Origin of the sequence: Leptospira langatensis, from assembly GCF_004770615.1 — a bacterium.
Taxonomy (GTDB): domain Bacteria; phylum Spirochaetota; class Leptospiria; order Leptospirales; family Leptospiraceae; genus Leptospira_B; species Leptospira_B langatensis.
This window is the reverse complement of record NZ_RQER01000005.1, coordinates 278,349-290,537: the sequence shown is the minus strand read 5'-3', so window position 1 is coordinate 290,537 and position 12,189 is coordinate 278,349. Positions and strand designations below refer to the sequence as shown.

15 protein-coding genes are annotated in these 12,189 nt (G+C 46.2%); 10 read left to right on the top strand and 5 right to left on the bottom strand.

The genetic code is table 11. From position 1 onward, the window contains the following. Nucleotides 1–29: 29 nt before the first annotated feature. From EHO57_RS09295 to EHO57_RS09280, 4 genes are all read right to left on the bottom strand, one after another. Nucleotides 30–434, bottom strand: a complete 405-nt coding sequence (locus EHO57_RS09295) for an iron chaperone (protein WP_135646526.1) — start codon at nucleotides 432–434, stop codon at nucleotides 30–32. 24 nt (nucleotides 435–458) lie between these two features. Beyond that, complete coding sequence (locus EHO57_RS09290) at nucleotides 459–872, bottom strand: SRPBCC family protein (protein ID WP_135646525.1); 414 nt, start codon at nucleotides 870–872, stop codon at nucleotides 459–461. Nucleotides 873–973: 101 nt separating this feature from the next. Next, nucleotides 974–2,077, bottom strand: coding sequence for a ferrochelatase (gene hemH, locus EHO57_RS09285; protein ID WP_135646524.1), 1,104 nt, complete (start codon nucleotides 2,075–2,077; stop codon nucleotides 974–976). Then, the gene (locus EHO57_RS09280) at nucleotides 2,077–3,195 is read right to left on the bottom strand and encodes a putative porin (protein ID WP_135646523.1); all 1,119 of its coding nucleotides are present in this window, start codon (nucleotides 3,193–3,195) and stop codon (nucleotides 2,077–2,079) included. The genes hemH and EHO57_RS09280 overlap by 1 nt, the downstream gene beginning before the upstream one ends. A 194-nt stretch (nucleotides 3,196–3,389) precedes the next feature. Here EHO57_RS09280 and EHO57_RS09275 point away from each other — a divergent pair, with 194 nt between their 5' ends. From EHO57_RS09275 to EHO57_RS09260, 4 genes are all read left to right on the top strand, one after another. Further along, nucleotides 3,390–4,316 (top strand): ParA family protein, encoded by a 927-nt coding sequence (locus EHO57_RS09275; RefSeq protein WP_135646522.1) that lies wholly within the window; start codon nucleotides 3,390–3,392, stop codon nucleotides 4,314–4,316. Continuing rightward, nucleotides 4,300–5,001 (top strand): ParB/RepB/Spo0J family partition protein, encoded by a 702-nt coding sequence (locus EHO57_RS09270; RefSeq protein WP_135646521.1) that lies wholly within the window; start codon nucleotides 4,300–4,302, stop codon nucleotides 4,999–5,001. Before EHO57_RS09275 ends, EHO57_RS09270 begins: the two co-directional genes overlap by 17 nt. A 120-nt stretch (nucleotides 5,002–5,121) precedes the next feature. Beyond that, a complete protein-coding gene (locus tag EHO57_RS09265) occupies nucleotides 5,122–5,727 on the top strand; it encodes an NADPH-dependent FMN reductase (RefSeq protein ID WP_135646520.1) in 606 nt (201 codons plus the stop codon). A 430-nt stretch (nucleotides 5,728–6,157) separates the two neighbouring features. After that, nucleotides 6,158–6,550: a Crp/Fnr family transcriptional regulator gene (locus EHO57_RS09260; protein WP_135646519.1), complete on the top strand. Its 393-nt coding sequence runs from the start codon at nucleotides 6,158–6,160 to the stop codon at nucleotides 6,548–6,550. 17 nt (nucleotides 6,551–6,567) lie between these two features. Here EHO57_RS09260 and EHO57_RS09255 read toward each other — a convergent pair whose 3' ends face one another. Beyond that, nucleotides 6,568–7,590 carry a GGDEF domain-containing protein gene (locus EHO57_RS09255; RefSeq protein WP_135646518.1) on the bottom strand — a complete coding sequence of 341 codons (1,023 nt, stop codon included), beginning with the start codon at nucleotides 7,588–7,590 and terminating at the stop codon, nucleotides 6,568–6,570. A 139-nt stretch (nucleotides 7,591–7,729) separates the two neighbouring features. Between EHO57_RS09255 and EHO57_RS09250 the strand changes: the two genes are divergently transcribed. The 6 genes from EHO57_RS09250 to EHO57_RS09225 all read left to right on the top strand — a co-directional run bounded on the left by EHO57_RS09250 (nucleotide 7,730) and on the right by EHO57_RS09225 (nucleotide 12,146). After that, nucleotides 7,730–8,494 carry an SDR family NAD(P)-dependent oxidoreductase gene (locus EHO57_RS09250; protein WP_135646517.1) on the top strand — a complete coding sequence of 255 codons (765 nt, stop codon included), beginning with the start codon at nucleotides 7,730–7,732 and terminating at the stop codon, nucleotides 8,492–8,494. Between the two features lie 13 nt (nucleotides 8,495–8,507). Beyond that, on the top strand, nucleotides 8,508–9,023 hold the full coding sequence (locus EHO57_RS09245) for a low molecular weight protein-tyrosine-phosphatase (protein WP_135646516.1): 516 nt from the start codon (nucleotides 8,508–8,510) through the stop codon (nucleotides 9,021–9,023). Continuing rightward, entirely contained in the window at nucleotides 9,016–10,302 is a 1,287-nt protein-coding gene (locus tag EHO57_RS09240; protein WP_135646515.1) for an NAD(P)/FAD-dependent oxidoreductase, read from the top strand. Before EHO57_RS09245 ends, EHO57_RS09240 begins: the two co-directional genes overlap by 8 nt. 48 nt (nucleotides 10,303–10,350) lie before the next feature. After that, nucleotides 10,351–11,163: an SDR family NAD(P)-dependent oxidoreductase gene (locus EHO57_RS09235; protein WP_135646514.1), complete on the top strand. Its 813-nt coding sequence runs from the start codon at nucleotides 10,351–10,353 to the stop codon at nucleotides 11,161–11,163. Nucleotides 11,164–11,178: 15 nt separating this feature from the next. Next, nucleotides 11,179–11,601, top strand: a complete 423-nt coding sequence (locus EHO57_RS09230; protein ID WP_135646513.1) for an SRPBCC family protein — start codon at nucleotides 11,179–11,181, stop codon at nucleotides 11,599–11,601. Between the two features lie 179 nt (nucleotides 11,602–11,780). Further along, nucleotides 11,781–12,146 carry a PLU-1-like domain protein gene (locus EHO57_RS09225; RefSeq protein WP_135646719.1) on the top strand — a complete coding sequence of 122 codons (366 nt, stop codon included), beginning with the start codon at nucleotides 11,781–11,783 and terminating at the stop codon, nucleotides 12,144–12,146. The last annotated feature ends 43 nt before the right edge of the window (nucleotides 12,147–12,189 follow it).

The window sequence follows — 12,189 nt, the reverse complement described above, 5'->3', positions numbered from 1 at the left end:
TTAGAAAGGGCCTTTGAGCAAAACGGTCTTTAGGATTTCTTAGATAAAGACTTTGATTTCTTTTTCTTTCGATCCGGGTCCATATTCTCTTTCACTCTCAGTTTAACTATTTTAGAGATTATTTTCAAGGGAATCGGCTCTCCATGCGGGAATTGGAGGGTTCCTTTCGATGTTCTATACTTGGACAATTCGTCCTTAAGAGTATCCAGCACACTGATCATAGGATAAAAGCCTATATGCTTTTTGAATCCTGCGAAATATACTAGAGTGCCGTTCTGATCAAACGCGGGCATATTATAGCTGATCTTTTCTTTTGCAAGAGGAGCCGATTTATGAATCGCGGCTCGGATCTCCTGCAAACCCTTCTGCACTTCTTTCGGATGGGACGAAATGTATTCGTCTATATCTTTGAACTCTTTCTTCTTCGGGTCCATGACGGGCTCTCGCAATCTTTGGAGTTACTTAGAGAATTTCTTTTTTAATAATTCCGCTAGTTCTGTTAAATCCTTTTTTACCCAGGCGGCATCTTCTTCGAATTTCTGGTCTGACATTTCCGGGAGTTGGAATAGGGTAAATACAAGCTCGCTGCCTTGGTCGTTTGCGAGGATCCTCATCGGATTATTTACTTTTTTGTCCGGACCGAAGATCACGGTATGATCCAAAACCCCATACGGGTTCTTTTCAGAAAAAACGGCTTTCAGTTCTCCCATGGGAGAATCGATCAACCATTCTCCGTTATCTAAAGCCTGAATGGATTTGCAGAGTCCGGATGCCCATTCCGGAAAATTTTTAGGGTCCGCTAGGTATTCGTAAACCGTCTTGAGATCGATAGAAAGGCTAACGCCGATATGTCGTACTGGAAAAGTATTCATTTGGTTCCTCCGCCTAAATACAGAATTTTGTGACAGTAATTTACTACCTTTGGCTATATCAGCTGCGATTCAATCTTACTGCTGAAGTGCCGCATAACGCGTCATCTCGAATGGCAAGTAATCCTTTCCTTTTGTGGATCCCATCCTCCGGAAGATTTGCAAACACAGGCCGTAGTTGTCCGATCCTGCCCCGCTTTTTTTGCTTCCAGGACGAAACTTGCGAGCGCCTTTAAGAAAGGAGTATAAGTTCCCGGTGCAGGAATTCTATAATATTCTTGGATCCCATGGGAAAGTGCATGGTCTTTGATCTGCACTCCTATCTCCTCTAGAGTCTCCAAGTGATCGCTTACGAAGCTAATGGGATAGACTGCGACTCTCTTTCTTCCCCTCTCTCCCAATTCTTGCATTTTATCCAATGTATTCGGAGTAGTCCATTTGCTTGGCCCTACCCTACTCTGGTAGGAAAGATGGACTTCTCCTTTGAATCCTTTTTCTCTGAGCAAGCGGGTTAAGTTCTCCACGTTCTTCTCTATTTCTTCGGTGTACCGATCTCCTTTTTGGATGAGTCGAAGAGGAATACCGTGAGCGCTAAATACTAGATCCAGATCTTCCCAATTTACGATCGGCTTGGAATGCAGGTGTAAGAAATCTTTCTCCGAAAGTTTTCCCTGGAAGAAGTCCAAGATCAGGTCCCTCAAGGATTCCAAGTATTCTTTTCTTGCGGAGAAGGGTCTGACCCAAAGAGGATCTGATGCGGGGCAGAAGCCCAATTGCTTTTCCATGAGCATTGCCGTGGAGAGAACAGTGGATCTTGAAAACTGAGGAAAGAGCGGTAATAAAACGACGCCTTGCTTTGGGTCCGTCCATTCCTTAGGGAATTCTCGGATATCTGGATAACCACAGCACATCGCCGTCCGTACTTCCCAGCTTTCTCCGTTTGCCTCTAGGATTTTTTGTAATCCTTGCGCCTGTTTCTCCGTTTCGTCTACTAAAGGAGATCCGCCTCCGAATCCCATAGAAGCGTATGTCTCTTCTACTTTCTTGGATCGAGTGGAAGCGATCCATCTTGCAAGTCGTATCCTTAGGAATTCAGGGATGGGAAGATCGAACACCAGGGGATCTTCGAACAGGTCCTTTAGGAATTTAGGGATTTCTTTCGCAGTCCTGGGACCGCCCAAATTGATGAGTAAGAGTTTATTTTTCATTAACGAGAGATCCAATCCAAGAAATTAGTGATCTGAAGTTCTACTGCGAACTGCTTCGTGCTAAGATAATTCCTATATTCTCCGGAGAAATTTGAAAGGATATCGGATGTATTCAATCCTCCGTGAGTTTGAAAGCTTCCTTGTCCGTACAGTCTGTATTCGGTTAACTTTAATAAGAACATCCAAGAGTTCAGAACATATGCTCCTGCAATATGGGTCTCTATCCCATATCCGGAAGAGTCTCCTATGAAGTTGAGGTTCCTTTGGTAATGGTAATCCCTGTAGTGGCTATACCAAACGCTTCCCATAAAACCTGTTTCCAACATCCAATTCCCGGTAGAATACCTATAGCCGATCCCAAAGGGGAATTCCCAAGTGGAATTGGAATAACTAAGCCCGATCCCGATGGGGCCATAGGTGACTATCGGGACAGTTGCGATCCATTGGGTCACATCGTAGAGATAATATTTAAAGAAACTATAATGGGCTCCGCCGGATAGGAATATTCCCGAACCAGCCTTACGAGGGTCCGGGTCGGAAGTGCCGAAATACTTTCTGGCTTGGAGGCTGATGCGATCCTGTTTCATCTTCAGCTTTCCCCGACCGTCCGCGAAATTCTGGGTGCCGGTGAAAGTATAGGGTGTATCGTAAAAGCTAAGATGACCTAGATCGATCTTTGTCCCTCTCTCCTGGGTCACGCTTCCCATGAAGAAGTCCTCGTCCCTACCCTGCTCCGTCCTTTGGTTCTTAAAATTACTTCTATATCCTAGGCTGATCTCCCAGCCATTCCACCAGTGCTTGAACTCGAGACCTCCGTATTGGAATTCACGATCGTAGGTGATCCTGGACCCCGCCTTTACTCCGGAGAGGTTCGGATATTTGGTCCCTGATTCGAAGATATGCTGTCCGCCGTTCTGGCCGAATAGCCCGGTCAAGGAGCTGCGAGATAGAAAGTCCTTCAGGAAGGAGGGAATGTTTCCGCCGGAGGACGGGGTAGTTTCGTTCTTCTGATCGGATTCTGTCTTTAGGATGAGAGGGGGGCCCTTGTCTTGGGCTTGGATATTTTGCAGATGGACTAAAAAGATAGATAAGAGCAAGAATCGAATTAGAATTTTCATTTCATCCTGAAGCCGAAGGGGTGAGATGATTTCACCCCTAATGGAATTCCTGTTCCGCTAGGCAATCTCCCCAGCATTATCCCCTACCCTACCGTTTCAATTCGGTTTTTTCCCGCTTAGAGGCCAATGAGACATAGGTTTTCTTGACAAATTGGGACTTTAAGGGGAACAAGAGGATAGTTCCGGAGTGCTTTGTGAAAGCGAGATCATTGAACGTAGAAGAGGTTCTTTCCGAATACGCCTTAGGTTCCGAGGAGGAATTCTTGGAAAAGGCGGAGGCCTGGTCCGTGCCAAAGGATGGCAAAGGAAAGTACAAGGCAGAAGTATTGGATAAGTACTTCTCCAAGAAGGATAAGAGTGCATATGAATCTGTGATCATAGCTGTTTCCAATCAGAAAGGCGGAGAAGGAAAGACCACAGTCTCCATTTGCTTGGCAGAAGCATTGTCTAAGGCAGGAAAGAAAGTGCTTCTCTTGGACTGGGATGCTCAGGCAAATATCACTCAGCTTTATGTGGGGCAAACGGAGAAGTCCGTCTTTCATTCTCTGGGATATAAGAACGAGGATAAGCTTCCTATCTCCGAGATCATAGTGAATCTTGCACCCGGATTGGATCTGGTCCCTTCTTCTATTCATTTAGCGAACTTTACTACTCCGTATGAGAGAGACGATTTTGATCTTCTGAAAGAAGCTCTATTGCCTGTGCGCTCCTCTTATGAATATATTATAATAGATTGTCCTCCGTCTCTCGGATTGATCCTGGAGAATGCTCTGATCGCGGCAGACTCGGTGCTAGTCCCCATACAAACCAGAGCGTTCAGCGTGCAAGGGCTGAAGGACCTTCATGGTACGATCGAGAAGATCCGAAAGAAAGCGAATCCGACCCTTGGACTCTTGGGAGCGGTCTTGAATCAATACGAGGACTCAAGGGCTCTTTCGGGTCTCGCGGAAACTGTGCGCAAATATTTCCCTGTTTTCGAATCGGTTGTGTATCGGAGAGAGGCAATTCCTCAGTCCCAAGCAAAACGCAAACTTTTATCAGAATACGATCCCAAGGCGATGCAGATGTTTTCCGTTCTCGCCGAGGAAGTAATGAGGAGATCCGATGGCAAAAAGAGCTGATTTCGCGGGACTGGATTTGCTGACCGCCTTCGGCGGAGAAGAAACTTCTAAGAAAGAGATCTCGCTTTCGGATATTCTCCCGAATCCGGACCAACCAAGAGTCTTCGGAAAAGAAGAAGTAGGCGATCTGGTCGAGTCCATGAAAAGACTAGGGTTGATAGAGCCGATCGTAGTCCGTAAGCAAGGTAAGAAGTTCCAGATCGTAGCAGGAGAGAGAAGGTTCCAGGCCGCAAGGATCCTTGGCTGGAAATCCGTTCCTGTGGTAGAGACGGAAGCTTCCGAAGATAGATGCTACGAAATGGCCCTGGCCGAGAACGAAAAGAGAAAAAGTTTAAACCCTTGGGAAGTGGGACGCGCTATCCAATTCCTCAGAAAAGAAAGAAAGAAAACTGCAGAAGAAGTCGGAAAGATCTTAGGTTACACCGAAAGATATGTAAAGCAATTGAGCTCGATCGCAAGACTGGACCAAAGATCGGTTGCGGAATTGCTGAAGACTGGAGCTGAGCCTTCTGTCAAGAACCTGGAAACCTTATTGAAGAAGAAGGAAGGCAGAGGGGGTGAAATCATTTCACCCCGCAAGGCGCCCGAGAGGATCATAGTGGATCTGAAATCCCTTAGTTCTAAGAACAGGGATTCTTTCCTAAGAGAACTTTCTAATCTGAAGAAAAAATACGGCCTGAGCTGAGCCTTTCGCTTTTTTTCTCGTTGGAGAAAACCCCCGTTTTTCTATTTTGTTCTCAGCAAGTGCTTTGAGAAGAAGTTTCCTTTCGTTCTCGAAGCCAATCGTTTATACCAAAGGAATAGAATGAAGATCGGTATCATAGTAGCTTCTCAACAGAAAGAATCCCAGTCAGCAAAGGTCGGAGCCTTTTTGGCCTCTAAGTTAAAAGAGATGTCGGTAGAAACCTGGACATTGGATCTGGGAAAGAATCCTCTTCCTTTCTATGACTCTACTCAGACGGAATCGAATTCAGTTTGGCAAGGCGTATGGAAACCTATCGATTCCGAGCTCAAAAGTGCAGAAGGTTTTGTCGTGGTCACTCCCGAATACGGAGGAATGGCAAGCCCTGCGATCAAGAATTTCTTCTTACATGCGGGACTCGTTCAGTTGGGCCATAAGCCTGCATTGCTCGCCTCTGTTTCGGCAGCCAGAGGTGGCGCATTCCCGATCCATGAGCTTCGTGCGAGTTCTTATAAGAACACCAAGATCTGTTATATTCCGGAACATTTGATCTTCCGAGAGGTGGAACATCTCGTCAACGGAGGTGAACCTGTTTCCCAAGAAGATTCTTATATCAGGGAGAGAAGCGTGTTTGCTCTCAAGATCCTGATTGCGTACGCGAATTCTCTTTCTGAGATCCGAGAGTCCGGCGTTGTTTATGACGCTCGCTTTCGGAATGGAATGTCCTGAAGGGCTTCTTGTGGGCCGTCAAGCTCCTCGGCTCACTGTATATTCTTTAGGGTTCGCCCGCAATGATGGATGAGCTTCGGATTTGAGTTTTGCGGGATTTTAATGAGACATAATCAACAGGAGTTTCTTTGTCCCTCTCTGTTTTTGTGATCTTATAGGGATGGCCTGTAAATCTCAGGTATCTTCTGCAAAATCCCGAATTTCCTCAAAAATTCTGGAGTAGGGCAGGGGAGTTCCTTCTTTGGGAAAGGGCTCGAGAATTCACTTTGTAAACCCGATCATTAAATAGGATCCATTGTCTGCCTATTGAAGTTCCTTTATTTTGAGGCCCGCATGGGTTAGGATTTGATAGGAAAAAAAGTCAGATAAACAAGGCGATCGATATGGAAACGATCGCAAACGAAAAGCCGAAAATCGGAAGCAGGAGTTCATGAACAAAATCAATATTCCCGCCGGGCAAATTATTTTCAGAGAAGGTGAATTGAATAATTCCATGTATATCATCACCTCCGGCACTGTTGAAATATTTTTTACTCATAAAAATTCGGCCACTCGCCTGGCCTTAATGAAGAAAGGCGATTTTTTTGGTGAGATGGCCTTGTTCCGAGCCAAGCCTAGGACTGCCACTGCAAGAGCGATTGTGGATACCGAGATGGTCCCTGTAGAATCCAAGCAGCAATTGGAGAGATATCTGATCGCGAATCCTGAGTTTGCCGCTAAGATGGTAAGAATTCTTGCGGACCGTTTGGCAAATACGAACGAGCTTCTGATCTCTAAATTAAACGAGATCACTACCAAAGAGATCGAGTACCAGATAGAGTAGAATTAGATCAGGTAGATCTATTCGTAGACGATCCTGTCCTTTCCTAAGGATTTGGCCTCGTACAATCTTGCATCGGAAATCGAGTAGAGTCGGCTGCTTTCTTCCCCGTCTTTGGGGTATTCGGCGACTCCTCCGGAGACGGTGACCTCTATCCCAAAATCGTTCTTAGAGGAATTTCTGAGGTAGGTACGGAATCTCTCTATAGCGACTCTCGCATTTGCCTTGGAAGTTTCCGGTAGAATGACCGTGAATTCCTCTCCTCCCACCCTGCAGCTGATATCCTCTGTCCGGAAGGCGTACATTAAGGTTCCCGCAACCAGTTTCAGTATATCGTCCCCGAAAGAATGTCCTTTGGTATCGTTGATCTTCTTGAAATTGTCCAGATCGAATAGGAACAAGCAGAAGCTTCGTTGGTATCTCTTGCTTCGGGTGATCTCTTTATTGAGGACCAGATTGAAATATCGTCTATTATAGATCCCGGTGCCTTCGTCTATGACGGCATTCAGGATGATCTCTTCGAATGAATAGATATCCACGATCTTGGGGTTCTCTATGAGCCGATTCTTTAAATAAATATAATCTAGTAGGGCGACCACGAAGTTCATGCTTCGGCCGAGCTGTTTACTGATCCCTTCTGCATGGGCATAGACTTCTTTCCAAAGGGATCTGGCCTCCGATTCGGGCAGGTCCAGGTTGGCTATGATCCGAAAGAAGTCGGAGTAGAAATAATCGTCCTTCTTGCCCATCTCCTCGAACTTGGTGGCAAGGCTAGGAAGAGGGGCTTGTCTATCGTTTACGATCTCTAAGATCGCGGTCTTTCTTTCCGAATTGAGTTGACCGAGACCTTTGAAACGGTCTCTCATCTCTATGAGTTCGTTTCGGGCTAGATTGGCAGTGGTTTCCTGCGCGTTCAGGGTTTGCTCTGCGGCGAGTAGCTCTTCTTCGCCTAGCTTGGAGACTCTCTCGTACAGCTCCAAGAGTTCTCTGAGTTTTTGGATCTCTTCTTCCTTTGATTTTAAAACTTCTTCCAAAGTATCCATTCTCTTTCCGGATCGAAATGTTACGGAGCGGTTGCCGAACCCTTAGTCTTTCTCTTTTACAATGTATTTTACTGGTAAAATAATTCTTTTCCCGCCTTGTGGTAAACCAATTTAATGGATCACTCGGCGGTTTACTTCTATGTCCAACCTGAGTTCTAAGAAAAAAGTTATTATAACCGGAGCTAGCTCCGGAATTGGCAGAGAATTGGCCATATTGTATGGCAAAGCGGGGCATGATGTGGCATTGACTGCACGCCGTAAAAAAGTTTTGGAAGAGATCGCAAAAGAGATCCGGGGCTTTAATGCGGGCGGAAAGGTTTTGACAGCAAGCCTGGACGTCTCCAAGACCGAAGACAATTTTAAGGTGCTTCCCAAATTGGCAAAGGATCTGGGAGGAGCGGATCTATTTATCGCGAATGCTGGGATCTCCACCAGTTCTTCTTTCGGTGCCAAGAGTTTTGAAGCAGATAAGAAGGTGATCGATACGAACCTTCTCGGCCTCATGGCAGGAGTCTCCGCTTTACAAAGTGTGTTCCGATCTCAGAAGAAGGGGCAGATAGTAGGTATCTCCTCGGTGGCCTCCTTCCGTGGGCTGCCTGGTTCCGCAAGTTACTCCACTTCCAAGGCGGCGGTCTCGACTTACTTAGAAGCTCTGAGAGGAGAGGTCCGAAAGTCCGGGATCAAGGTCACGGTGATCCATCCGGGCTTCATAGATACTCCTATCAATCAAAAGTTGGATTCTCGTCCTTTTCTTGTTTCCGTAGAAAAGGGAGCCAAAAAAATTTACGATAGGATCGAATCCGGCGTCAGATCTGCGACTGTGCCTTGGTTTCCTTGGGCGCTTGTGGGTGTGCTGATGAGATCGATCCCTGAGTTCTTATGGGAGAAAATCGAAGCTAAATAGTTTCTTTTCCATCATGGTGGATTCTCCCGATTCTCAGCTTAAGTGTAAGGTCTTGTTTGTCTGCTTGGGAAATATCTGCAGATCTCCGGCTGCCGAAGGAGCGTTTATCGATCTGATCCAGAAGAGAGGGCTATTTCATCTCTTCGAAGTGGATTCCTGTGGCACGTCACGCTATCATTTAGGAGAACTCGCAGATCCGAGAGCCAGGCAAACCGCTCGCAAGAAAGGGATCGAGCTTGTGCATAAGGCCAGGCAATTTAAAAAGTCCGATTTTGAAAATTTCGATTATATCCTCGCCATGGACAGATCCAACCAAAAGGATTTATTCGCCCTGGCTTCCGGCGACGAAGAAAGAAAAAAAGTCCATTTGTTCAGAAAGTTCCAAAAAGGCCCGGGCAAGGATTCGGATGTTCCGGATCCATATTACGGAACCATGAAGGATTTTGAAGAGGTTCAACAAATCGTAGCGGACGCTTCGGAAGGATTTCTGGAGTTTGTTTTGAATAAGAATGGAGTAAAGAATGCCTAAGGCTATAGAGAAAAAGAAGATCGTAGTGATCGGTGTCGGATTCGGTGGATTGCAGGCAATCAAGAAGCTTTCCAAGGACGAGAACTTAGAGATCGTCGCCATCGACAAGAAAAACCATCATTTGTTCCAGCCTTTATTATACCAAGTTGCCACAGCGGTCCTAAGTCCTGCGGACATAGCGATCCCAACTCGTTCTCTCATCGGAGACAAAAAGAATGTAACCGTTTATTTGGGAGAAGTAGAAAAGATCGATGTCCAGTCCAAGAAAGTCTATTTCCAGAATCATGCAGAAGATTACGATTATCTAATACTTGCTGCGGGCGCCAAAAGCAGTTATTTCGGGAACGATCATTGGAGGAAACATTCTATCGGCCTGAAATCCTTAAGGGATGCATTGTCTATTCGTACTAAGATATTGACTTCTTTCGAGCAAGCGGAGCTGGCAGGAGATCCGGAAGAGACCAAGAGATTATTGAATTACGTGATCATCGGTGGAGGTCCCACAGGCGTGGAACTTGCCGGCTCTATCGCGGAACTTTCTCACGAGATCGTGAGAAACGAATTCCATACCATAGATCCTGCTTTAGCAAAGATCACTTTGATCGAGGCTTCTCCTCGTTTGCTTGCAACCTTCTCTCCTAAGTTAAGCGAGTTCGCAAAGAGACGTTTGGAAAAAAGGGGAGTGGAGGTCCTGACAGGTACCAAAGTCCTCGAAATAGACGACGAGGGAGTGCAGATAGAAGGAAGAAGGATCCCTTCCGCTACGATTATTTGGGCTGCAGGAGTTCAAGCGAATTCTATCGGAGCTTCTTTGGGAGCCCCTATGGACAGAGCCGGAAGAGTGATCGTCGACGAGTATTGCAATTTAGAAGGTCATCCCGAAGTTTTTGTGATCGGAGATATCGCTAGTTATTCCAAGGGATTGGAGAGACCTCTTCCCGGAGTTTCTCCCGTTGCCATGCAGCAAGGAAGATATGTTGCCTCCCTGATCCATGGGGATGTGAAATCAAAGAAGAGAAAACCGTTTCGTTATACGGACAAGGGAAGCATGGCAACTATAGGCAGACAGGATGCAGTTGCTCAAGTCGGCAATTTCAAACTGAAAGGCCTCTTGGGTTGGCTAGCTTGGCTGTTCGTTCATATCTTCTATCAAGTGGGCTTTAAGAATAAGATCTCGATCTTTATCACCTGGGTCTGGTCTTATATCGCGTTCCGAGCCGAGGCTCGTCTCATCCAGGATGAGGTGGAGGCGAAAGCGGACGCAACTGTCACAAATTAGGTTACGAAAAGGCTTGAAGCGGACTCGCGTCCAATCAGATTTAGTTAGATGCGCGCCGATACCTGGGTAGGTAAGACCATCGTTATCACGGGAGGCTCTTCCGGAATCGGAGCCTCTCTTCTCGATCTATTGTCCAAGGTTCCTTGCAAGATCATCAATCTTTCCCGTACGGAACCGGAGCTGATCCAAAGGGTCGCAAAGGGCAAGGAAAAGAGAGCGGCCACGTTAGCTCATATTTCTGTGGATCTTTCTTCGGAGAAGGAGATCAATAAGGCTGCAACTAAGATCTCCAAGCTTACTGATGGAATAGACGTTCTATTCAATAATGCGGGAGTCACGGCCCACTCTAGATTCGATCAGACACAGATCGAGGCATTTCGCAAGGCATTCGATATCAATTTCTTTGGTCCTGTGTTTTTGACCCTTCGTCTTCTTCCTTATCTGAAAAAGAATAAGGGATCGGTAATGGTGACTTCTACTGTAAGTGGGTTGTACGGGATCCCCGCAAGAAGCGCTTATTCTTCTTCCAAATCGGCTCTGCATGCGGTTATGGAATCCGCTCGGATCGAATTGTCTGAAGAGGGACTACGCTTTATTATCTTCTGCCCTCCTTATACCAAGACCAACCTGAGAGCGAATGGGATCGACGGGGACGGCAATCAATTAAGCGAGTCCCATTATTCCGGTAAAAGCAAGACCCCTCTCGAAGTGGCAAATAAGATGATCCAAGCGATAGAGGACCCGAATTCTAGATTGGTAGTGATGGACAAGAGCGGTTGGTTCTTGAAATGGATGCGGAATATTTCTCCGTCTTTTTTGGAAAAGGTACTGTACAAAAAACTCTATAAGGACTTTCATTAGATGGAGCTCAAGGCTATGGAAACAAGAAGCATCGTTAAGGAATTTAAATATGCGTTTCCTTTGGAAAAAGTTTGGAGCGCTGTGACGGTTAACGAGGAGCTGATCCATTGGCTCGCGGATAAGGTGACCGGTCGTCCTAAGATCGGCGGGAATTTCTCTTGGACTTGGAATTTGGGTCCGGAAGGTGAACTAACTTCCAACGGGATCTATAAGAAGATCGTTCCTTTTCAAGAATTGATCCTCCAATGGCAGGATCATCCCGCAGGTGATATAGAATTGAAACTTGAATTCGAGAAGGATGGAGAAGAAAGCACGATCCTGAAGCTAACTAATTCCGGTTATCCCCTCGGAGACAAATTCGATTTTTGGATAGAAGCTGCATCCGAAGGTTGGGACGAAGAAAGCATGCACCTTCTCCAATATCTGATGAAGAATTAAATTCGGAAACCGATCTGAAATGCTGCCAAGATTTTCTCTTGAACTCTCGGGTCTCTAAAAAAAGATGGCTTTAGAGCCCTGTTCCACAGGGTTCGCGCGGTCTCTCCGCGAAGCAAGAGGTACACCCTTCCTCAGCGGAGTAGATTCGTGAGGACTGCTCTTTCAAGGTGGTAATGATAGTGGAATTTCCAGAACTAGATCCGTACTTCCAGAGTCTGACGGATATCACAGACACGATTGCGATCTTAAACTCTCCGTATGAATCCGATTTCGACGCCGATATTTCCAAGATGGAAGACTTTTGGCAAGATGTCCAAGCTAAGGATTGGCTCTCTACCGACAAAGAATACTTCAACCTATTTACCAGTCATTTCTCCTTCCATATCAAGATCGTCGAAGAGATCGTGAGAGAAGCGAGAGAGATCCTGGATCCAGAACGCAGAGCCTATGTGAAGCGTCTTGTTTCTTATTGCAAGAGCACCGACGAATGGCTGACAGATCTGCAAAAACGCCGTAGATCCACAGAAACTCTCGCTACCGCCTAAGATATATTCTATTGACATCCCCGGTCCCGCCGGGGAGTTTTGA